Below are 22,345 nucleotides of genomic sequence, written 5' to 3'. Positions count from 1 at the left end.
CCGTGACAGGATCTGGGCGTGACGACGTTGTTCCTGACGGTTGGCCTGCCCGGCGCCGGAAAGACCACGAGAGCTCGACAACTGGCCGAGGAGCACAACGCGCTGCGGCTGACGCCGGATGAGTGGATGCTCCCGCTGTTCGGTGATCCGCAGCCGGCCGGGAAGCGCGATGTGCTGGAAGGACGGCTGCTCTGGCTGGGCCTGGAGGCGCTGAAGCTCGGAACGAACGTGGTCCTGGACTTCGGATGCTGGTCTCGTGACGAGAGGTCAGCGATCCGCTGGTTGGTGACGGCTGCGGGTGCGACCTGTCAACTCGTATACGTGGCGGTGGACCAGGAAACCCAACGTGCTCGGATCGCCCATCGCCAGTCGACCACCCCTGAGCAGACCTTCGTGATGCGCGAGACCGACCTCTTGCACTGGAGGGCGCTGTTCGAGGAGCCCGACGTCGCGGAACTCGATGACCACGAGGTAGGAGGTCCGCCTCCTGGGTGGTCAGGTTGGCTGGAGTGGGCCGCCCACCGGTGGCCATCGCTCGCGGGACACCTGCCTCTTCCCTGATGCGGATGCGCGTCGGATGGTCCGGTTCAACCTTCAGTGCGCGTCGACGCCGTCGGGGCCGTAGAGCCTGGCGATGTCCTTGGACGTCGCCCAGCGGCTGTAGGTGGGGGACTGGGGCCAGCCCTCGGGGGAGTCCTGCCATTCCTCCTGGCGGCCGTAGGGGAGGAGGTCGATCAGGGGGAAGGTGTGGCCGAGTTGTTCGGTGCCCCGGCCGTCGGTGTGCCAGGTGCGGTAGACGGTGTCGCCGTCGCGGAGGAACACGTTGACCGCGAATCCTCCGTCGGGTGGTGCGCCGACGTCGGAGCCGAAGGGGCTGCCCGCGGTCGAGTACCAGGTCATCCGGTTGCCGACCCGCCGCTTGTAGGCCAGCGCCTCCTTGATGGGGCCCTGGGTGACGACGACGAATCGCGCGTCGTAGTTGTCCAGGAACTCCAGGCGGGTGTACTGCGAGGTGAAACCCGTGCAGCCCGGGCACTGCCATTCCTGGCCGGCGAACCACATGTGGTGGTAGACGATCAGCTGCCGCTTGCCGTCGAAGACGTCCGCCAGCCGTACGGGACCCTCCTCGCCCTCCAGGGTGTAGTCGGGCATCTCCACCATGGGCAGGCGGCGACGCTCGGCGGCGATGGCGTCGAGCTCCCGTGTCGCGGCCTTCTCCCGGGCCCTCAGTGCCCGGAGCCGGTCCTCCCAGGTCGCGGTGTCGACGACGGGTGGCAGTGCGTGTGCGTTCATGATCCCCTCACAGAACTCGTACGAGACTGTCGCTGGTGTGGGGTCAGACTCCACGGGGCTGCGGAACTCATCGGTCGGAGCAGCGAGGGGCGCGGCCGCCGGGCCGTGCCCCTCCCGCTCACCCTTGCCGCCTCCCTCACCCGCTACTTGCTCGCGGCGAAGCGCATCAGGGCCAGTTCGTCGCCCTGCTTGATCTTGCCGGTGACGTTGATGACTTCGAGCTTCCAGGCGTCGCCCACGCGGACCGCCTTGGCGACGGCGCAGCCGTTGTCCGAGGTGAGCATGCTCGGCCAGATGTCGGCGACCTGCTGGGAGCTGCCACCGGTGGCGTCGTACACCTTGAAGCTGATGTTGCGGGCCTTCTGGAAGGAGCTGCCCTTCTTGTAGGCGGCGGCGACGAAGATGATCGACGTGATGTGCGGCGGGATCTTCGCGAACTCGACGGTGACCGTCTCGTCGTCGCCGTCCCCGTGGCCGGTCTGGTTGTCGCCGCTGTGGAGCAGGGAGCCGTTGCCGATGGGGTCGAGCGAGTCGAGGCCCGCCAGGCGCACCGGGTCGCCGTCGTGCATGGCGATGGCGATCAGGTCGAGGTCCGTGCCGGTCTTGCGGCGCAGCTTGCCGATCACCCCGCCGCTGGCGCCCGCGGTGGGGTCCCAGGAGACCCCTATGGACAGATGGGTCACGCCGTCCAGGTCGGCGGGGCCGTCTTCCTTCGTAAGCGTAATCATGGGGACATACTGCACGTGCTTTCTCCGGGGTCCCAGGACAGGCCCGGGAAACCCGGTGGCCCGGCGGTCCGCGCTCTCGCCATCATGGGAAGATGCCGCAGCTGACCTCGCCCCACGTCCGGTTCCACGCCTCCTTCCTCGACGCGGTACGGGAGTTCACCGAGGCGGGCCTGGACGCGCTCGTGCTGGTGGGCGAGTCCATCGCGCCGTACGAGAGGACGTGGCGCGAGCCGGCGGGATTCGCCGCCTTCGTGGACATGTTGCTCGCGGAGCCGGAGCGGCCGCGTCGGCCGGACTGGGTGGAGATGACGAACCTCTGGTACGCCGAGAGCGACACCTTCCTCGGCAGACTCTCGATCCGGCACCGGCTCAACCCGTACCTGCTGGAGCTCGGCGGCCACATCGGATACGCGGTCCGCCCCGGCGCCCGGCGGCAGGGACACGCCACCGCCATGCTCCGTGCCGCCCTGCCCCGTTGCCGTCAACTGGGCATCGACCGCGCCCTGCTGACCTGTGACACCACCAACACCGCTTCTCGTAAGGTGATCGAGGCCAATGGTGGAGAATTCGAGGATCAGCGCGGCGCGAAGCTGCGGTACTGGATCCGCACGGGGAACTGAGGCGTCTACGTCGTTATGGACCTGGAGAAGCAGCCCGCGCCGCAGTCGCCCGCGCCGGAGGGGTGTCTGACCGTCGCGATCCGCATCCCTGTGCGCATCGTCGTACTCGTGCTGGTCGTGCCCGTGCGGATGGTGTGGGACGCGCTCGTCGTGGTGGGGCGGTTCCTGCGGGACAGCGTGCTGCGGCCGCTGTGGCGGGCGTTGGTGGTCTGGCCGCTGACAGCGCTGTGGCGGTACGTCGTCGTGCCCCTCGCCAAGGCGGTCGGATGGCTCGTCAAGGTGCTCGTCGTCGTCCCCCTGGTGTGGCTGTACCGGTATGTGCTGACCCCGGTCGGGCACGGCATCGCCTGGGTCGCGCGCGGGATCGGGGCGGGGGCCGAGTGGCTCTACGCGCGCGTGCTGACCCCGATCGGGCACGGGATCGTGTGGCTCCTCAAGGGCGCTGGTGCCGTGCTCGCCTGGATCTTCACACCCGTCGGGCACGCCATCGCCTGGTGCGCCAGGGGGATCGCGTGGCTGGCGGGCACGATCGCCGAGGGTGTGGGCGTCGCCCTGTACTGGATCGCCCGCATCCTGCTCGTCCTGCCCGCCGTCGCCCTGTGGCGCTGGGTCCTCGCGCCCGTCGGACGCGTCCTCGCCGTCATCGGCCGGGAGGTCTGGGACGCGCTCGGGCACGCCTGGCGGATCGCCGGGCACATCTCACTCGCCGTCGGACGGTTCCTCGGGACCCTCTTCCGGTGGATCTTCGTCGAGCCGGTGCGCTGGGTCTACCGCACGGTGCTGACGCCGGTCGGGCACGTGATCCGGGACGTGGTGCTGCGCCCCGTCGCCGAGGCCGCGCGCAGTGTGGGCCGGATCACCCGGGCCGCGCTGGCCTCCGCCCGCGAGTCCGTACGGGAGGCCCGGGCCGACTTCCGGCGCATGCTCTTCGGTGAACCCCGTCAGAGGGAAGCGGTGGCCCGCCGGGAACCCAGCGCCGCCGACACGCGTACTCTAGGTAGCAGTACGACCGCACTCACGAAGGACTGAGCGACACTGGGCAAGCGACAGCCCGAAGGCCCGCCGCCCGCACCGGCGGTGCAGCGCATCCGACTGCGCTACACCAAGCGCGGCCGCCTCCGGTTCACCAGCCACCGTGACTTCCAGCGCGCCTTCGAGCGTGCGCTGCGCCGTGCCGAGGTGCCCATGGCGTACTCGGCGGGGTTCACGCCGCATCCGAAGGTGTCGTACGCCAATGCCGCACCCACCGGCACGGGCAGTGAGGCGGAGTACCTGGAGATCGCGCTCACCCAGGCGCGCGACCCGGAGAAGCTCCGGCTCCTCCTCGACGAGTCGCTGCCCACCGGGCTCGACATCGTCGACGCGGTCGAGGTCAGGACCTCGGGACTCGCCGACCGGCTCACCGCTTCCGTGTGGGAGCTCAGGCTGGACGGAGTGGACCGGGCCGAGGCCGAGCGCGCGGTCGCCGCGTTCAACGCCGCCGAGGCGGTCGAGGTCCAGCGGACCACCAAGAACGGCCTGCGTACCTTCGACGCCCGCCCCGCGGTCGTACAACTTGAAACGCACAGTGAACCTGCTGATAGGCCGACCGACCAGCCCTGTGCGATACTGCGGCTGGTTGTTCGGCACGTGACGCCTGCCGTACGACCCGACGACGTCCTGTCCGGTCTCCGCGCCGTGGCCGACCTGGCGCCGCCGGTCCCCGCAGCGGTGACCAGGCTGGCGCAGGGGCTGCTCGATGAAGAGACCGGCACGGTGACCGACCCGCTTGCGCCCGACCGCGAGGCAGTCGAGGCCCATTCAACGGCCGAACCGACTGCCGCCGCGAAGGTGCCGGCGTAAGGAAGGTCCCGCGAAGGACGGGCGTCGTAGCGCAGCCCTCGTACTCGGGAGCCACCTGGGTCGGGCAGCGCACTGACCACAAGACTTTCGCCAGGCCGTACCCAAGAGGGCGTACGGAACCGGCGAGACAGGACACAGAGAGCTCCCGTGCGGCGCCCGCGCCCCGGACGGCGGCACCGCGCATCGCGCGAGCCGCGGACGTCACCGGCATCCCCGCCGGACCAGGCGCGGCGCCCGGGAGCCTGACGGGAGATAAACCCGCATGCTCGAACCGACCGAGCCCGTCGAGGGTTCCGAACAGAACACCCCCAGCGACACCCTGCCGCCGCGTCGTCGGCGCCGTGCCGCGTCCAGGCCGGCGGGGCCGCCGGTCGCCGCCGTCTCGGACGGCGAGGAGGTCGTCGCTCCGGCCATACCGGTCGCGGAGGCCGAGGACCTCGTCACGGACGAGGAGGAGAAGCTCGACGAGAACGTCGAGAGCGCGGAGGCAGTCGCGAGCGCCGAGACCGAGGAGCCGGCCGAGGCCGCCGCTCCTGCCGGGCGTCCGCGTCGGCGTGCGACGCGTCGGGTGTCCGCGCCCGCCGGGGCTCCGGAGGCGGCCGAGGCTGCCGAGACCGTGGTGCCGGTGGCCGCCGAGGCGCCCGCCGCGCCGGTGGCCGAGGAGAGTGCCCCCGCTGTCGAGACAGAGACCGAGGACGCGGCTCCGCGTCGCACTCGTCGCCGTGCCACGCGTCGGGTGTCCGCGCCCGCCGGGGCTCCGGAGGCGGCCGAGGCTGCCGAGACCGAGGTGCCGGTGACGGCCGAGGCGCCCACCGCGTCCGAGGCCGCCGATGAGGCGCCTGCCGCCGAGCCCGCCGTCGAGACCCCCGCGCCCGCCGCGCGTACCCGTCGCCGGGCCACCCGGCGTGCGTCCGCGCCCGAGGGTGCTCCGGAGACCGCCGAGGTTTCCGAGACCGTTGAGCCGGTGGTCGCGGAAGCGCCCGCCGAGGTCGAGACCGAGGCCGAGGACGCCGCCCCGCGTCGTGGCCGTCGGCGTACCACTCGGCGTGGCTCCGCGCCCGCCGACGCCCCCGAGGTCGAGGCCGCCGAGGCCGCCGCTCCTGTCGACGCCCCCGTCGAGGCCCCCGTAGAGGAGGCCGCGCCCCGCCGTGGCCGTCGTCGGTCCGTGCGACAGGCCGCCGCCACCGGGTTCTCCGAGCCCGCGCGGCGGTCCGCCGAGGACGAGGACGAGTCACCGCGACGGCCGGCGCGCCCCGCGGTCGCCGTGTTCCAGGCGCCCGTCTTCACCGAGCCGCAGTTCCAGACCCCGCAGCGGGCCGCCGCCGAGGCAGCCGCGGTCGCGGAGGCCGGGCAGAGCGAGCCGGAGCCGGTCGAGTCCGTCGAGCCGGTCGAGGAGATCGCCGAGGAGCAGACCGGGTCGCGGCGCCGTCGTCGTCGCCGGGGTGCCGGTGACGAGCCCGAGGTGCAGGAGGCCGCCGCCGAGACCGCCGTAGAGGAAGAGGACGCGGACGACGTCGCCGAGGACTCCGCGGAGGACGAGGCCGAGGAGACCGGGTCGCGTCGGCGTCGTCGTCGCGGTGGCCGTCGCCGTCGCAGGGGCGAGTCCGCCGAGGCGTCCGGTGACGAGTACGCCGAGGACTCCGCGGACTCTGACGAACTCGCCGCCGAGCAGGGCGACGACGCTGCCGAGCGGGACGACGAGGACGACGAGGACGCCCGTTCCGACGAGTCCGGCGGGTCCAGCTCCAGCAGCCGTCGCCGCCGTCGCCGTCGGCGCCGGGCCGGGGACTCCGCCGCCGAGGGCGAGCCCGGTGACGGTGACCCGGAGCGGACCGTCGTCAAGGTGCGCGAGCCCCGTCCGAAGGCGGAGCCGTCCGACGAGGTGCAGTCCATCAAGGGCTCGACCCGTCTGGAGGCCAAGAAGCAGCGCCGCCGTGAGGGGCGCGAGCAGGGCCGTCGGCGGGTGCCGATCATCACCGAGGCCGAGTTCCTGGCCCGCCGTGAGGCCGTCGAGCGCGTGATGGTCGTCCGGCAGAGCGGTGAGCGCACCCAGATCGGTGTCCTCGAGGACGGTGTGCTCGTCGAGCACTACGTCAACAAGGAGCAGGCCACCTCGTACGTCGGCAACGTCTACCTGGGCAAGGTCCAGAACGTGCTGCCGTCGATGGAGGCCGCCTTCATCGACATCGGCAAGGGCCGCAACGCGGTGCTCTACGCCGGTGAGGTCAACTTCGAGGCGCTCGGCATGGCCAACGGGCCGCGCCGCATCGAGTCCGCGCTCAAGTCCGGCCAGCCCGTGCTCGTCCAGGTCACCAAGGACCCGATCGGGCACAAGGGCGCCAGGCTCACCAGCCAGGTCTCCCTCCCCGGGCGCTACCTCGTGTACGTCCCCGAGGGCTCGATGACGGGCATCAGCCGCAAGCTGCCCGACACCGAGCGCGCGCGTCTGAAGACCATCCTCAAGAAGATCGTCCCCGAGGACGCGGGCGTCATCGTCCGTACGGCCGCGGAAGGCGCCTCCGAAGACGAGCTGCGCCGTGACGTCGAGCGGCTCCAGGCGCAGTGGGAGGACATCCAGAAGAAGGCGAAGAGCGGCAACGCCCCGACGCTGCTCTACGGCGAGCCGGACATGACCGTCCGGGTCGTCCGCGACATCTTCAACGAGGACTTCTCCAAGGTCGTCGTCAGCGGTGACGAGGGCTGGGAGACCATCCACGGATACGTCTCGCACGTCGCTCCCGACCTGGCCGACCGGCTGTCGAAGTGGACCTCCGAGGTCGACGTCTTCGCCACGTACCGGATCGACGAGCAGCTCGCCAAGGCGCTGGACCGCAAGGTCTGGCTGCCGAGCGGTGGTTCGCTGGTGATCGACCGGACCGAGGCGATGGTCGTCGTCGACGTCAACACCGGCAAGTTCACCGGCCAGGGCGGCAACCTGGAGGAGACGGTCACCAGGAACAACCTGGAGGCGGCCGAGGAGATCGTGCGTCAGCTGCGGCTGCGCGACCTCGGTGGCATCATCGTGATCGACTTCATCGACATGGTCCTGGAGTCCAACCGGGACCTGGTGCTCAGGCGTCTGCTGGAGTGCCTGGGCCGTGACCGGACCAAGCACCAGGTCGCCGAGGTGACCTCGCTGGGCCTGGTCCAGATGACCCGTAAGCGGGTCGGCCAGGGCCTGCTGGAGTCGTTCTCCGAGACCTGCGTCCACTGCAACGGCCGCGGTGTCATCGTGCACATGGAGCAGCCGACCTCCGCCGGTGGTGGCGGCAAGCGCAAGAAGCGCGGGCGTGGCGGTGACGGGCACGAGCACATCCACGAGGCCGTGGCCGTCGTGGAGGCGCCGGAGGAGATCGAGGTCGAGACCGAGGCCGAGGTCGCCGCGGAGGTTGCCGAGCCGATCGCGCTCGCGCCGGCTGAGTTCGCCCCTGACGAGGAGCTGTACAGCAGCGTCGCCGAGGCGGAGGCCGCGGCCACGCGCGGGCGTGGTCGCCGCAGGGCGGGCCGTCGGGCGTCGGCTCCGGCCGGGGCGCCGAGGGGTGCCGGGCGGAGGTCGGGCGGTGCCGAGGCGCCGGCCGACCTGGAGAGCCCGGTGTCCGAGGACGTCGAGGTTCCGACCGCCCAGGCCGTGCCGGCCGAGGTGGAGGCCGAGCGTCCCGTGCAGCCGGAGACGGCCGCCGAGGCGCAGGCCGAGCCGGTCGCGGTGGAGGACCCGGTCGTCGAGGCCGCTCCCGTCGCCGAGGAGGCCGCTCTGAAGGGCCGTACCCGTCGTCGCGCCACCCGCAAGGTGTCCGCGCCCGCCGGGTCGCCCGCGGGGGCGGAGACCACCGTGGTGACGGTCGCCGAGACCGCGCCGGTGACCGAGCCGCAGGCCGAACCGGCTCCGGCCGCGTCGGCCGAGCCCGAGGCGACCGCCGAGAGCGCCGCCCCGGCCCGTCCCCGTCGTCGTGCCGTCCGCAAGGCCACCGCGCCCACCGCGTCCGAGGAGGCGGCCGTCGTGGTCGTGCCCTCGGCGGAGGCCCCGGCCGAGGTGGACGAGTCCGCCGAGGAGGCGGCTCCGGCCAAGAAGACGGCCCGCAAGACGGCCAAGAAGGCCACGGCGAAGAAGGCCGCGACCAAGAAGGCCACCACCGCCAAGAAGACGGCCGCGAAGAAGACTGTCGCCAAGAAGACGACCGCGAAGAAGGCGGCGGCGAAGAAGACGGTGGCGGCCGAGCAGCAGTCGTCGGGGTCCGTCTCCACCCAGGCGGACGAGGCCTGACGGACGGTCACCGATCAGATTCAGCCGTATGGAGATCGAAATCCGCTCCCGGTTCGCCGGGGGCGGATTTCGTGCTTCTGTGGGTATTGAGTCCGACAGACAGTTGTCAACCGGTGATCGATCGTGTGAATGGCTGGTGAATCCCCGGCCTGTCCCCAGGGTTATGATGTGAGCCGAGATTGACGCTTAATTTCGACAAATAGGGATTTTCGTGAAGGCTCTCGTGCTCTCCGGGGGAGCGGGCACCCGCCTCCGCCCGATCACCCACACCTCCGCCAAGCAGTTGGTGCCGGTCGCCAACAAGCCCGTGCTGTTCTACGGCCTGGAGGCGATCGCCGAGGCCGGGATCAGCGAGGTGGGCATCGTCGTCGGCGACACCGCCGACGAGATCCGCGAGGCGGTCGGTGACGGCTCCCAGTTCGGGATCAAGGTCACCTACATCCCGCAGGACGCGCCGCTGGGCCTCGCCCACGCCGTCCTCATCGCGCAGGAGTTCCTCGGTGACGACGACTTCGTCATGTACCTCGGCGACAACTTCATCGTCGGTGGCATCACCGGTCTGGTGGACGAGTTCCGCGCCGAGCGCCCCGAGGCGCAGATCCTGCTGACCCGGGTCCCCAACCCCACCTCCTTCGGTGTCGCCGAACTCGACGGCAGCGGCCGCGTGGTGGGCCTGGAGGAGAAGCCGAAGCAGCCCAAGAGCGACCTCGCCCTCGTCGGCGTCTACCTCTTCACCCCCGCCATCCACGAGGCCGTCCGCTCCATCGAGCCCTCCTGGCGCGGCGAGCTGGAGATCACCCATGCGATCCAGTGGCTGATCGACCAGAAGCGTGACGTCCGTTCCACGACCATCTCCGGGTACTGGAAGGACACCGGCAACGTCACCGACATGCTGGAGGTCAACCGGTCGGTCCTGGAGACCGTCGACCCGGTGAACGAGGGCACGGTCGACGAGAGCAGCGAGATCATCGGCCGGGTCCGTATCGAGGCGGGCGCCAGCGTCAGTGGCAGCCGGATCGTCGGGCCTGCCATCATCGGTGCCGGCACGGTGGTCAACGACGCCTACATCGGTCCGTTCACGTCCGTCTCCGAGGACTGCCGGATCGAGGACAGCGAAATCGAGTACTCCATCGTGCTGCGCGGGTCCTCCGTGACCGGCGTGCGCCGCGTGGAGGCCTCGCTCATCGGACGTGACGTGGAGGTCACGCCCGCGCCCCGTAACCCCAAGGCACACCGGCTCGTGCTCGGTGATCACAGCAAGGTGCAGATCTCTTCATGACCACTCGGATTCTGGTGACCGGCGGTGCCGGCTTCATCGGCTCGCACTACGTCCGTACCGTGCTCGGCCCCGAGGGACCCGGTGACGTCTCGATCACCGTCCTCGACAAGCTGACGTACGCGGGCAACCCGGCCAACCTCGACGAGGTGCGCGAGCACCCCGGATTCGCCTTCGTGCAGGGCGACATCTGCGACCCCGAGCTGGTCGGCAAGCTGATGGCCGAGCACGACCAGGTGGTGCACTTCGCCGCCGAGTCGCACGTGGACCGGTCCATCGACGGCGGCGCCGAGTTCGTGCGCACCAACGTGGTCGGCACCCACACCCTCATCGACGCGGCCCACCGCGCGGGCATCAAGACCTTCGTGCACATCTCCACCGACGAGGTCTACGGCTCGATCGACGAGGGCTCCTGGCCCGAGACGCACCCGCTGGAGCCCAACTCGCCGTACTCCTCGGCGAAGGCGTCCAGCGACCTGATCGCGCTGTCGTACCACCGCACCCACGGCCTCGACGTGCGCGTGACGCGCTGCTCCAACAACTACGGGCACCACCACTTCCCCGAGAAGGTCATCCCGCTCTTCGTGACCAACCTCCTCGACGGCAAGAAGGTCCCGCTGTACGGCGACGGCGGCAACGTCCGCGACTGGCTGCACATCGACGACCACGTCCAGGGCATCGAGCTCGTGCGCACCAAGGGCCGGGCCGGCGAGGTCTACAACATCGGCGGCGGCACCGAGCTCTCCAACAAGGAGCTCACCGGGCTGCTGCTGAAGGCGTGCGGCGCCGACTGGGAGACCAGCGTCGAGTACGTCGAGGACCGCAAGGGCCACGACCGCCGCTACTCCGTCGACTGCACGAAGATCCGCGAGGAGCTCGGCTACGAGCCCCGCAAGAGCTTCGAGCAGGGCCTCGCCGAGACCGTGCAATGGTACCGCGACAACCGCGCCTGGTGGGAGCCGCTGAAGGAGCGGGCCGCGCTGTGACCGAGGCCTGGCTTGTCACCGGGGCGGGCGGCATGCTCGCCCAGGATGTCCTCGCGCGCCTCGCCGAGGCGGGGATCCCGGCCGTCGCGGCGACCCGAGCCGAGCTGGACATCACCGAACCGGCCTCCGTGCGCGCCGCGTTCGCCCGGCACCGGCCCGCTGTCGTCGTCAACTGCGCCGCCTGGACCGCCGTGGACGACGCCGAGTCCCGCGAGGACGAGGCGCTGCGGATCAACGGCGACGGACCGCGCCACCTCGCCGAGGCGTGCGCGGAGACCGGGGCCGTACTCCTGCAGGTGTCCACGGACTACGTGTTCACCGGGGACGCCGAGAAGCCGTACCCCGAGGACGCGCCCACCGGGCCGCGCAGCGCGTACGGACGCACCAAGCTGGCGGGCGAGCAGGCGGTCCTCGCCGCGCTCCCGGAGACCGGCTACGTGGTGCGCACGGCCTGGCTGTACGGCGCGGGCGGCGGCAACTTCGTCCGTACGATGATCAAGCTCGAGAGCGTCAAGGACACCCTCGACGTGGTCGACGACCAGCGCGGTCAGCCCACTTGGACGGTCGATCTCGCCGACCGGCTGGTCCGCCTCGGCCAGGGCGCCCTCGCGGGCTCCGCCCCGGCCGGCGTCTACCACGGCACCAGCGGCGGCGAGACGACGTGGTTCGGCTTCACGCGGGCCATCTTCGAGCAGCTGGGCGCCGACCCGGAGCGGGTCCGCCCCACCACCAGTGCGGCCTTCGTACGGCCGGCGCCCCGGCCCGCGTACAGCGTGCTGGGCCACGATCGGTGGGCGGCGGCGGGCATCGAGCCGATCCGGGACTGGCGCGAGGCACTGACCGAGGCGTTCACCGCGCTGCTCGCGGCGGAACGGGGCTGACCGGGACGACCGTGGTGGCCGGGTCCTGCCTTGGGTCGGGGCCCGGCCACCGGCATTCCTGGCGCGTGCCGAGTACGTCGTCACCCAGGCGGGCCGGCGAGGGGCGAGCCCCGGTAGCTACTTCAGGTGGTCGACTGGCACCCAGGGGCCTACTGGCGAGTACGTAAACCTTCCGTGAACTTCCGCGAAAGCTTACGCCAGAGCATTTAAATGAGTAACTTCGCCGGAAACAAGAACACCCGAACCCCTCGAAAGGCCGCTTCAGTGGACCGTCATGAACTCCTGCGTGGACTGCACCGAGTCTACCGGCCGCGAAACTACCTGGAGATCGGCGTCAACGACGGCCGCAGCCTGGCACTTTCGCGCGTCGCGTCCGTCGCGATCGACCCCGCCTTCAAGGTGGTGACGTCGCTCAGCTGCGACGTCCACCTGGTCCAGTCGACCAGTGACGACTTCTTCGCCCGCAAAGACCCGTTGGTGCACCTGCGCCGTGGCCGTAACCCCTTCCGCGCCCTCGCCCGCCGCGACCCGCTGGGGGTCCTCGGCGGCGATCCCACGCTGGAACTGTCCTTCATCGACGGCATGCACCTCTTCGAGTACGCGCTGCGCGACTTCATGAACGTGGAGCGCCACTCGCGCTGGTCCAGCGTGATCGTGCTCGACGACATGCTGCCTCGCGACGTCGACGAGGCGGCGCGCGACCGGCACACCAAGTACTGGACGGGCGACGTCTACAAGGTGGTGACCGTGCTGCGCAAGTACCGCCCCGATCTGACGGTGCTCGAGATCGACACCGCGCCGACCGGCGTCGCCGTGGTCTTCGGAGCCGATCCGCAGAACACGGTGCTCAAGGAGGCTTACGACGACATCATCAAGGAGTACGTCACCCCGGACCCGCAGCCGGTCCCGGAAGAGGTGCTCGTGCGCAAGAACGCCGTGCAGCCCGAGGCGCTGCTGAAGGCGGACTTCTGGCCGGCCCTGGCCCGGGCCCGGAACCTGCGCCGCCCGCGCGCGGGCTTCGAGAAGGTGCGCGGGCAGATCGCCGCGCTGGGCGGCTGAGCGGCTCGCAGAGCGACGAGAGGGGCCTCGCGGACACACTCCCCGCGAGGCCCCTTCTCATGCGCTCTCAGGCGCGTTCCGCGGCCCTCAGCCGCGCAACTGCGCCTGGTAGGCCCGGCACGCCTCGTACGACGGCAGCAGACCCTTCGCCTCGGCCTCGGCCAGGGTCGGCGCCGCGGAGTCCTTGTCGGACAGGACCGGTGTCAGGCCCGACGGCCACTCGATGCCCAGCTCGGGGTCGAGCGGGTGGATGCCGTGTTCGCGCTGCGGGGCGTACCCCTCGGAGCACAGGTAGACCACGGTCGCGTCGTCGGTCAGCGCCATGAAGGCGTGCCCGAGCCCCTCGGAGAGATAGACGGAGTGGTGGTCCACGTCGTCCAGGCGCACGGCCTCCCACTGCTTGTACGTGGGGGAGCCGGTGCGGATGTCGACGATGACGTCCAGCACCGCGCCGCGTACGCACTTCACGTACTTGGCCTGGCTGGGCGGCACGTCGGCGAAGTGGATGCCGCGCAGGGTGCCGCGGCTGGAGACCGAGCAGTTGGCCTGGGCCAGCTTCAGGCCGTGGCCCGTGGACTCCGCGAAGTCCGCTCCCTTGAACCACTCGTGGAAGCTCCCGCGAGCGTCTGGAAAGACCTTCGGTTCGTGCACCCAGGCGCCGGCGATTCCGAGCTCCCGCATGGTGATCACTCCTCAACTGTGCTGCATGTCCGTGGTGATGCCGGCCGTGTCCGTCCGGGGCGTGCCGGTCAGGCGACCAGTTTCGCGGCGAGCCTACGGATCTTCTTGCGGGCGGGGGCGGGAAGCCTGCGGACGACCGGGCCGCCGACGGCGCGCAGCTTGCGCCGTACGGCCGCCTTGCGCCGTATGGTCACCTCCGCGCGCACGATCTGGGCGTCGACGAGCGGAAGACCGTCGTCGAGCTGCAGCCGCCCGTTGCCGTCGACCTTCACCGCGCACAGCGCCAGGGCGGGGTTCTTCTCGCCGTCCAGCCTCACGGAGAGGTCCCAGCTGCCGGCGGGTACACCCTTCGGGCGGAGGGGGAGGGAGATGTGGGCGAGGCCGGCGGCGGGGCGGACCTCGGCGGGCAGCGTGTACGTACGGCCGTCCGCGGAGCTCAGGACCAGCTCGGTCTTCATCGGAGCGGTCTTCTGGCGGGCGAACATGTCGAGCCGGAGCTCCGGTCGGCTGCCGGGCATCCGCAGTACAGGGCGGCCTTCGAGGTACGTCGCCAGTCGCTTGCTGCGGCGGGCGACATCGAGGGTGAGGTTGCCGTGCGGGTCGGTGAAGTACGGGATGACCGGGCGGGAGGGGGAACCGAGCAGCGCGGGCCGGCAGTCCTGGTCGACGTGTGCGGCGCGGTCGGCACCCAGGCGGGCCTTGCGGACCACACCGAGACCGCGGACCGGGACCCAGATGTCCCAGAACCCGCGGGAGACGGGGCCGCGGCCCTTGCCGCCCTGCGGATTGACGTGGCCGGTGCCGCGCATGACGACCTCGCAGGCGTCGTCGCCCAGGTCCTCGACGGTGGAGGTGTACTTCGCGGGGCAGGCCCACTCGACGGCCGTCTCGCGGTTGCGCAGGGACATCTCCGCCTTGAAGCCGGTGATCTCGTCCGTGACGTCGACCAGCTCGCCGTCCTTCAGCACTCCCTCGGTGAACTCGGGGTGCAGGAAGAGCCGGCCGTCGCGGCGCAGCAGCTTGAGCGGTTCGTTGTTCTCACCGTGGACGAGCCGGGCGCTGACCGTGACGGCCAACCTGCCGTCGGCCTGCCAGGCGACGTTCTCCAGCCGGGCCGTTCCCTTGACGGAGGCGGCGAAGCGGGCGATCCGCACCAGGCCCTCGCGGTCGTCGCGGCGCAGCAGCGTGGACCGGACACGGCTGAGAGCACCGAGCCCGTCGTGCACGCCGTCTCCCATGAAGTCCTCGGCCAGCGGCTGCACGGCTTCGACCATCTCGTCGAGATAGGCCGGGTCGTACTTGAGGACGGAGGGTTCGCTGAGTCGGCCGAGCATCTCCACCCGGTAGAACCGGCGCAGCAGCAGGTCCCGGAATTCGCCGGGTTCGGTGTTGGCGACGACTACGTCGAGGACCTCGCGGAGGTTTCCGTAGTAGCCGGACGGGACGATCTTGGCGGATCCCGCGTTGTTCCCGTCGTCGCGCTTCGAGTAGTAGTAGCAGGTGTAACTGCCGAGGATGGAGACGACCTTCGCGGGGAAGTACGCCTCCATCATGTACAGCTGGTCCTCCAGGCGCCGCTTGCCCTCGGGATAGGCGATGTTGTTCTCCCGGAGGAACTCCGTGCGGAACATCTTGTGCGGCGTGAGGCTGTCGTACAGCGGCGCGTCCTTGAGGCTGCACTTCTCCCGGTCCACGCGGAAGACACCGTGCGGGACGCCGCGGAAGTTGCTGGCCACCTTGCCGATGACGATGTCAGAGCCGTTGCGGTGCCCCATGTCGTACATCCGGCGCAGAGCGTCGGAGGCGAGGTAGTCGTCCTGGTCGAGGAACTGCACGTACTCCCCGGCCGCCTCGCTCACACCGATGTTCCTCGGCTTCCCGGGCCAGCCGGAGTTCGGTATGTGAATCACCCGGAAATGCGGGTGCTCCTTGGCCAGGGCGTCCAGCTCGGCGGGAGTGTCGTCGGTCGACCCGTCATCGACGAAGAGCACCTCGAATTCGTCCGAAGGCAGGGTCTGTCGCAACAGCGAGTCAATACAAGGCTTGATGTACTTCCCTGGGTTGTACACCGGGATGATGACGCTCACCTTGGTCGGCATCTGCTGTTTTCTCCTGTCGGAAGCCCTGAGAGGGTTACCCTTGCATGTATGCGGGGCGACCAGTGGGTGTATGGCCGGAGTCACAGAGTATCCGCAGGCGTTTCGGGTATGCGAACAGACTTCTGACGTCGAGCCGGGAGCCGGGAGCCCTCGGTTTGACCGGGCCTGGGACGGCCCGTAACCTTGACCGTCGGCATGTCCATCGTGTCTGCCACGTCCCCGTAAACCTCTTCCTTCCGGGTACTCCGGTGTCCGGGAGAGGTCGCCCGTGCTCTTGGCCGGGCGGCTGGCCTTCGGGGATGCCGTTCTTCGAGTGAGAGTGAGATCCGCGTGTACGCCATCGTGCGCAGCGGTGGTCGCCAGCACAAGGTTGCTGTCGGCGACATCGTTGAGGTTGACAAGATTTCCACTGCCAAGGTTGGCGACACGGTCGAGCTCTCGACCCTGCTCGTTGTCGACGGCGACGCTGTGACCAGCGACCCGTGGGTCCTGGCCGGCATCAAGGTCCAGGCCGAGGTCGTGGACCACCACAAGGGCGTCAAGATCGACATCCTTCGCTACAAGAACAAGACCGGCTACCGCCGTCGTCAGGGCCACCGCCAGCAGTACACGGCGATCAAGGTCACTGAGATCCCCGCGGCTGCGAAGTAAGGGACTGAGGAGAGATGGCACACAAGAAGGGCGCATCGTCCACCCGTAACGGTCGTGACTCCAACGCTCAGCGCCTCGGCGTGAAGCGCTTCGGTGGTCAGGTCGTCAGCGCGGGCGAGATCCTGGTCCGCCAGCGCGGCACCCACTTCCACCCGGGTGCGGGCGTCGGCCGTGGCGGCGACGACACGCTGTTCGCGCTGAACGCCGGTGCGGTGCAGTTCGGCACCCACCGTGGCCGCAAGGTCGTGAACATCGTTCCGGTCGCCTGAGCTCAGGCCTAGACCGAACTTTTCGCGAGGCGGACCTCACTTCCCTGGTGGGAAGGCGGGTCCGCCTTTCGCGTGTTACGCCAGTAGTACCCATGACGTTTTTGGAGGCACCGAACCATGACCACCTTCGTGGACCGCGTCGAACTGCATGTCGCCGCGGGTAACGGAGGTCACGGCTGTGCCTCCGTCCACCGTGAGAAGTTCAAACCGCTCGGTGGACCCGACGGTGGCAACGGCGGCCGGGGCGGGGACGTGATCCTCACCGTCGACCAGTCCGTGACCACGCTGCTCGAGTACCACCACTCACCGCACCGCAAGGCCACCAACGGCAAGCCCGGTGAGGGCGGCAACCGCTCCGGCAAGGACGGCCAGGACCTGGTCCTGCCGGTGCCGGACGGCACGGTGGTCCTCGACAAGGCGGGCAACGTCCTCGCCGACCTGGTCGGACACGGCACCTCCTACGTCGCCGCCCAGGGCGGCCGCGGCGGCCTCGGCAACGCGGCGCTGGCCTCCGCCCGCCGCAAGGCCCCCGGGTTCGCGCTGCTCGGCGTCCCCGGCGACCTCCAGGACATCGTCCTGGAGCTCAAGACCGTCGCCGACGTGGCGCTGGTGGGCTACCCGAGCGCGGGCAAGTCCTCGCTGATTTCCGTCCTTTCGGCGGCCAAGCCGAAGATCGCCGACTACCCGTTCACCACCCTCGTTCCCAACCTGGGCGTGGTGACCGCGGGCGAGACCGTCTACACCATCGCCGACGTGCCGGGCCTGATCCCGGGCGCCAGCCAGGGCAAGGGCCTGGGCCTCGAGTTCCTGCGGCACGTGGAGCGCTGCAGCGTCCTCGTGCACGTCCTGGACACCGCCACCCTGGAGTCCGAGCGCGACCCGGTCTCCGACCTCGACATCATCGAGGCGGAGCTCAGGGAGTACGGCGGCCTCGACAACCGTCCCCGCATCGTCGTCCTGAACAAGATCGACGTACCGGACGGCAAGGACCTCGCCGAGATGGTGCGGCCGGATCTGGAGGCGCGGGGCTACCGGGTCTTCGAGGTGTCCGCGGTCGCCCACATGGGGCTGAAGGAGCTGTCCTTCGCGCTCGCCGACCTGGTCGGCAGGGCGCGGGCCGCGAAGCCCAAGGAGGAGGCGACCCGCATCGTCATCCGGCCCAAGGCCGTGGACGACGCCGGCTTCACCGTGGTCCGCGAGGAGGACGGCCTGTTCCGGGTGCGCGGCGAGAAGCCGGAGCGCTGGGTGCGGCAGACCGACTTCAACAACGACGAGGCCGTCGGCTATCTCGCCGACCGCCTCAACCGCCTCGGTGTGGAAGAGGCGCTGATGAAGGCGGGCGCCCGTTCGGGTGACGGCGTCGCCATCGGACCCGAGGACAACGCGGTCGTCTTCGACTGGGAGCCGACCGTGATGGCCGGTGCCGAGATGCTCGGCCGGCGTGGCGAGGACCACCGCTTCGAGGAGCCCCGGCCCGCGGCCCAGCGCCGCCGGGACCGGCAGGCCGAGCGGGACGAGGCGTCAGAGGAGTTCGACGACTTCGAGCCCTTCTGAGCGGCGCGGGAAAGGTTCTGACGGCCCGGCTCACGACATCGTCGTGGGCCGGGCCGTCCATGTGGGTGACATGAACGGGGCCGGGTCCGCCGGCTTTGCCAACCAGAACCCAAAAGATCGTCAGTCGGCGGTGTCCTGAAGGCCGTTGCGCCGGAACCACGTTCATCATGTGGTTCGCGAGTCGCAACGGCTCTTCTGTTGTCTACCTGTTTGTCATGTACGCGAAAGCCCTGGTTCAACGCACGGATCACCCCGAAGCGTGAGCTTCCGGGGTGTCCAAGGGGTAAGCGACGCAAGGGAGTTCGCCCATGTACGGAGCAGCATCACCCGGCCGACGCCGCTTTCTGACCGCAGGCGCCGCCGCGCTCGCCGCCGCCTCCGCCCAGCTGTGGCTGCCGGGCACCGCGCGAGCAGCGGAGACCCCGCTGCCCGACGGTGTGTTCAGCCTCGGCGTGACCTCGGGCGACCCGCTGCCGGACGGCATCGTGCTGTGGACGCGGCTCGCCCCCGACCCCCTGAACGGCGGAGGCATGCCCGACAGGGCCGTGCCGGTCGAGTGGGAACTCGCCGAGGACGAGCGCTTCAGGAAGGTCGTCCGCCGGGGCACGGCCCAGGCCCTGCCCGCATACGGGCACAGCGTCCACGTCGATGTACGGGGTCTGCGCGCGGGCTGTACGTACTGGTACCGCTTCCGCGCCCACGGCCAGCTCTCGCGCACCGGCCGCACCCGCACCGCCCCCGCCCGCAACAGCTCCGGCAGCAACCTCCGGGTCGCGCTCGCCTCCTGCCAGAACTGGCAGCACGGCTACTTCACGCCGTACGCCGACATGCTGGACCAGGACCCCGACGTCGTGGTGTTCGTCGGCGACTACATCTACGAGTCGGCACCGTCGTCGACGGCCCTGCGCCGGCACGAGGGCACGGGGGAGCCGTACAGCCTCGTGCAGTACCGCAACCGGTACGCCCAGTACCGCACCGACCCGGACCTCGCCGAGATGCACGCGAACGCGCCCTGGGTGGTCACCTTCGACGACCACGAGATCGACAACGACTGGGCCGGCGAGATTCCGCAGGACCCCGACAAGCAGCCGCACGACGCCTTCGTGGCCCGGATCACGGCGGCCTACCAGGCGTTCTACGAGCACATGCCGGTACGCGCCACCGCCGTCCCGAACGGCCCGCACATCCAGATGTACCGGCGCCTGGATTTCGGCCGCCTGGTCCGGATGAACGTGCTCGACACCCGGCAGTTCCGCAGCGACCAGGTCACCAGCCAGGCCGCCGCCCAGGACCCCTCGCTCACCATGCTCGGCGCCGAGCAGAAGCAGTGGCTGCTCGACGGACTGCACGGCTCACCGGCCCGCTGGAACCTCATCGCCTCGCAGATCATGATGGCCGAGACCGACATCCTGCCCGGCGAGGGCAAGCTCTGGTACTACGACGCCTGGGACGGCTACCAGGTCGAACGCAACGCCCTGATGGCGGACTTCCGGAGCGTGCGCAACCCGGTCGTGCTCTCCGGCGACCGCCACTTCACGATGATCAGCGACCTCAAGGAGGACTTCGCCGACCCGTCCTCGCGGGTGGTCGGCGCCGAGTTCGTCGGTACGTCGGTCTCCAGCAACGGCGATCAGGACCAGGCCGCCTTCCACGCCCAGTGGGACCCGCTGCTGGCCGACAACCCGCACTGGAAGGTCATCGACGCCCACCGCGGCTACCACCTCTTCGACATCGACCGGCACGGCATCGACGCGCAGGTGCGGGTCGTGGACACCGTGGTCGGGCCGCAGGCCGTGCCGAGCACGATCGCGCGGCTGCGGGTGGACTCGGGCAGGCCCGGAGTCCGTCTGGTATGAGCAGGGTGGCCGAGAGGGGCGCGGTCCTCATGGACTGTTACGAGAGACGACCTTCCGGTGAGCGGCGCCACCGCTCCGCTGCCCGCGGGCAGGCGCCTGCTGCACATCGGCTCCCACAAGACGGCACGACCTCCGTCCAGGGCGCGCCTACCGAGAAGCACGGGATCCGCCTGCTGGGACTGGTCGAGGCCACCGAGGACGACGACACGATCGCGCGGATCGTCGAGCAGTTCCTCGGGCTGCCCGAGAATCTCCTCCAGCCCGTTCCGGACACCGCGAATCGTTCTCTTACCCTCGCCGAGACCGAAATGCTGCGGAATCTTAACAAGGAATTCCGCGGCAATGGACTGCCCGGCGAGTTGTATTCCAAGCTCGTTCCGCCACGGCGCGGTCATGCATATGAAGAACGCGTGCAGCCCCTCCCTCGAGGACGTGAAGATACTCACGCCCGAGCGGGCCGCCCCGGGCTCCTGTCCGCCGTACCGACGGCACCCGCCCTGGACGGGATCCGGCCCGGGCGCTGCACTGTCACCGCTACCGGCAGTGCAAGATGAATGACAGGTAGCGCGTACATATGCAGTGAACGGCGGTCACCTTGCACTGCGGTAACCGCAAGTGGGACCATTTCCTCGTTCCCTGTCGCCCCGAGGTAGGTCTTCTGTGTCCCAGCACATCGCCAAGCCCCGTACCACCGCAGTGATCCTGGCCGGTGGTACCGGTCAGCGCGTGGGTCTCTCGATCCCCAAGCAGCTGCTGAAGATCGCCGGCAAGGCAGTCATCGAGCACACCCTGACCACCTTCGAGAAGGCCGACTCCATCGACGACATCATCGTCCTGATGGCGCCGGGTTACGTGCCCGACATAGAGAAGATCGTCGCCAAGGCCGGGTTCACGAAGGTCAAGAAGATCATTGAGGGTGGCTCCACCCGGAACGAGACCACCGAGCGCGCCATCGCCGCCCTCGGTGAGGGCCTGTCCGAGGGCGAGGACCTCAACGTCCTGTTCCACGACGCCGTACGCCCGCTGCTCTCGCGGCGCGTGATCGACGACTGCGTGGTCGCCCTCGAGCGCTTCCAGGCGGTCGACGTCGCCATCCCGTCCGCGGACACCATCATCGTCACGCGCACGCACGGCGAGGACGGCGAGTTCATCACCGAGATCCCGGACCGCTCCCGGCTGCGCCGCGGCCAGACCCCGCAGGCCTTCAAGCTGTCCACCATCAGGCGGGCCTACGAGGTCGCCGCCGGTGACCCCAACTTCCAGGCCACGGACGACTGTTCGGTCGTACTCAAGTACCTGCCGGACGTGCCGATCCACGTCGTCGCGGGTGACGAGTACAACATGAAGGTCACCCAGCCCGTCGACGTCTTCATCGCCGACAAGCTCTTCCAGCTCGCCTCGACCGCGACCCCCGAACAGGTCAGCGACGAGGCCTACCGCGAGCTGCTCACCGGCAAGACCATCGTCGTCTTCGGCGGCTCCTACGGCATCGGCAAGGACATCGGCGAACTCGCCGAGTCCTACGGCGCCAAGGTGTACGCGCTGGGTCGCTCCACCACCGGCACCCACGTCGAGAACCCGGAGGAGGTCGACGACGCGCTGTCCAAGGCGTACGCCGAGACCGGGCGCATCGACTACGTCGTCAACACCGCGGGCGTGCTGCGCATCGGCAAGCTCGCGGAGACCGACAACGCCACCATCGAGGAGGCGCTGAAGGTCAACTACCTGGCCCCGGTGCAGATCGCGCGGTCGAGCTACAAGTACCTGGCGGAGACCAAGGGCCAGCTGCTGCTGTACACCTCCAGCAGCTACACCCGCGGCCGTGCCGAGTACAGCCTGTACTCCTCGACCAAGGCGGCGATGGTCAACCTGACGCAGGCCCTGTCCGACGAATGGGCGGGTGACGGCGTCCGGGTGAACTGCATCAACCCGGAGCGCACCGCCACGCCCATGCGCACCAAGGCCTTCGGCCAGGAGCCCGCGGGCAGCCTGCTGTCCTCCGAGGCGGTGGCCCGCACCTCCCTCGACGTGCTGCTCTCCGAACTGACCGGCCACGTCATCGACGTCCGCCAGCAGGACCCGACGGCCTCCGCGGGCCAGGCGTCCGGCTTCGAGCAGGCGCTGGCCAGTGTCCTGGACCGTCAGGACGGCGTGGCATAATCAAGGCCAAATAGTCTTCTGTTATTCAGGCCTCTGTGGCTGCCCGTTCATGGCGCATTCGCAGGGGCCTGAATCCGTAAGCCGCCTGAATCCACAACCAACCGGCATCCCTCCCAGAGCAGGTTTTCA

18 protein-coding genes are annotated in these 22,345 nt (G+C 69.8%); 14 read left to right on the top strand and 4 right to left on the bottom strand.

What is annotated here, in order from left to right:
* Positions 1-18: 18 nt before the first annotated feature.
* Entirely contained in the window at positions 19-561 is a 543-nt protein-coding gene (locus tag AB0D34_RS34445; RefSeq protein ID WP_362668824.1) for an ATP-binding protein, read from the top strand.
* A 33-nt stretch (positions 562-594) separates the two neighbouring features.
* Here the strand turns inward: AB0D34_RS34445 and AB0D34_RS34440 are convergent, their stop codons facing one another.
* Both AB0D34_RS34440 and AB0D34_RS34435 read right to left on the bottom strand, forming a co-directional pair.
* Positions 595-1,293, bottom strand: coding sequence for a DUF899 family protein (locus tag AB0D34_RS34440; RefSeq protein ID WP_362668821.1), 699 nt, complete (start codon positions 1,291-1,293; stop codon positions 595-597).
* Positions 1,294-1,436: 143 nt separating this feature from the next.
* Entirely contained in the window at positions 1,437-2,021 is a 585-nt protein-coding gene (locus AB0D34_RS34435) for a TerD family protein (protein ID WP_362668819.1), read from the bottom strand.
* Between the two features lie 92 nt (positions 2,022-2,113).
* Between AB0D34_RS34435 and AB0D34_RS34430 the strand changes: the two genes are divergently transcribed.
* The 8 genes from AB0D34_RS34430 (at position 2,114) to AB0D34_RS34395 (ending at position 12,946) form a co-directional block, all read left to right on the top strand.
* Positions 2,114-2,641 (top strand): GNAT family N-acetyltransferase, encoded by a 528-nt coding sequence (locus AB0D34_RS34430; RefSeq protein WP_362668817.1) that lies wholly within the window; start codon positions 2,114-2,116, stop codon positions 2,639-2,641.
* A 15-nt stretch (positions 2,642-2,656) separates the two neighbouring features.
* Positions 2,657-3,670 carry a hypothetical protein gene (locus AB0D34_RS34425; protein WP_362668815.1) on the top strand — a complete coding sequence of 338 codons (1,014 nt, stop codon included), beginning with the start codon at positions 2,657-2,659 and terminating at the stop codon, positions 3,668-3,670.
* Positions 3,671-3,718: 48 nt separating this feature from the next.
* Positions 3,719-4,483, top strand: coding sequence for a TIGR03936 family radical SAM-associated protein (locus AB0D34_RS34420; protein WP_362668813.1), 765 nt, complete (start codon positions 3,719-3,721; stop codon positions 4,481-4,483).
* A 262-nt stretch (positions 4,484-4,745) separates the two neighbouring features.
* Positions 4,746-8,744 (top strand): Rne/Rng family ribonuclease, encoded by a 3,999-nt coding sequence (locus AB0D34_RS34415; protein WP_362668810.1) that lies wholly within the window; start codon positions 4,746-4,748, stop codon positions 8,742-8,744.
* A 211-nt stretch (positions 8,745-8,955) separates the two neighbouring features.
* Positions 8,956-10,023, top strand: coding sequence for a glucose-1-phosphate thymidylyltransferase (locus AB0D34_RS34410; protein WP_362668808.1), 1,068 nt, complete (start codon positions 8,956-8,958; stop codon positions 10,021-10,023).
* A complete protein-coding gene (gene rfbB, locus AB0D34_RS34405; RefSeq protein ID WP_330266958.1) occupies positions 10,020-11,006 on the top strand; it encodes a dTDP-glucose 4,6-dehydratase in 987 nt (328 codons plus the stop codon). Before AB0D34_RS34410 ends, rfbB begins: the two co-directional genes overlap by 4 nt.
* Positions 11,003-11,887 carry a dTDP-4-dehydrorhamnose reductase gene (gene rfbD / locus AB0D34_RS34400; RefSeq protein ID WP_362668806.1) on the top strand — a complete coding sequence of 295 codons (885 nt, stop codon included), beginning with the start codon at positions 11,003-11,005 and terminating at the stop codon, positions 11,885-11,887. Before rfbB ends, rfbD begins: the two co-directional genes overlap by 4 nt.
* Positions 11,888-12,151: 264 nt before the next feature.
* A complete protein-coding gene (locus AB0D34_RS34395; protein ID WP_362668803.1) occupies positions 12,152-12,946 on the top strand; it encodes a class I SAM-dependent methyltransferase in 795 nt (264 codons plus the stop codon).
* 87 nt (positions 12,947-13,033) lie between these two features.
* Here the strand turns inward: AB0D34_RS34395 and rfbC are convergent, their stop codons facing one another.
* Together rfbC and AB0D34_RS34385 are read right to left on the bottom strand one after the other, a co-directional pair.
* A complete protein-coding gene (rfbC, locus tag AB0D34_RS34390) occupies positions 13,034-13,627 on the bottom strand; it encodes a dTDP-4-dehydrorhamnose 3,5-epimerase (protein WP_362668800.1) in 594 nt (197 codons plus the stop codon).
* A 68-nt stretch (positions 13,628-13,695) separates the two neighbouring features.
* Positions 13,696-15,726: a glycosyltransferase family 2 protein gene (locus AB0D34_RS34385; protein ID WP_362668798.1), complete on the bottom strand. Its 2,031-nt coding sequence runs from the start codon at positions 15,724-15,726 to the stop codon at positions 13,696-13,698.
* A 330-nt stretch (positions 15,727-16,056) separates the two neighbouring features.
* Here AB0D34_RS34385 and rplU point away from each other — a divergent pair, with 330 nt between their 5' ends.
* The 5 genes from rplU (at position 16,057) to AB0D34_RS34360 (ending at position 22,216) form a co-directional block, all read left to right on the top strand.
* Entirely contained in the window at positions 16,057-16,377 is a 321-nt protein-coding gene (gene rplU, locus AB0D34_RS34380) for a 50S ribosomal protein L21 (RefSeq protein WP_007381993.1), read from the top strand.
* A 14-nt stretch (positions 16,378-16,391) separates the two neighbouring features.
* Complete coding sequence (rpmA, locus tag AB0D34_RS34375; protein ID WP_004950923.1) at positions 16,392-16,646, top strand: 50S ribosomal protein L27; 255 nt, start codon at positions 16,392-16,394, stop codon at positions 16,644-16,646.
* Positions 16,647-16,763: 117 nt separating this feature from the next.
* Positions 16,764-18,200: a GTPase ObgE gene (obgE, locus tag AB0D34_RS34370; RefSeq protein WP_362668796.1), complete on the top strand. Its 1,437-nt coding sequence runs from the start codon at positions 16,764-16,766 to the stop codon at positions 18,198-18,200.
* 308 nt (positions 18,201-18,508) lie between these two features.
* Entirely contained in the window at positions 18,509-20,056 is a 1,548-nt protein-coding gene (locus AB0D34_RS34365) for an alkaline phosphatase D family protein (RefSeq protein ID WP_362668793.1), read from the top strand.
* A gap of 660 nt (positions 20,057-20,716) precedes the next feature.
* Positions 20,717-22,216, top strand: coding sequence for a bifunctional cytidylyltransferase/SDR family oxidoreductase (locus tag AB0D34_RS34360; protein ID WP_362668791.1), 1,500 nt, complete (start codon positions 20,717-20,719; stop codon positions 22,214-22,216).
* Positions 22,217-22,345 lie beyond the last annotated feature (129 nt).

Origin of the sequence: Streptomyces sp. NPDC048420 (genome assembly GCF_040651535.1) — a bacterium.
GTDB lineage: Bacteria > Actinomycetota > Actinomycetes > Streptomycetales > Streptomycetaceae > Streptomyces.
This window is presented reverse-complemented; position numbering and strand designations above follow the sequence as displayed.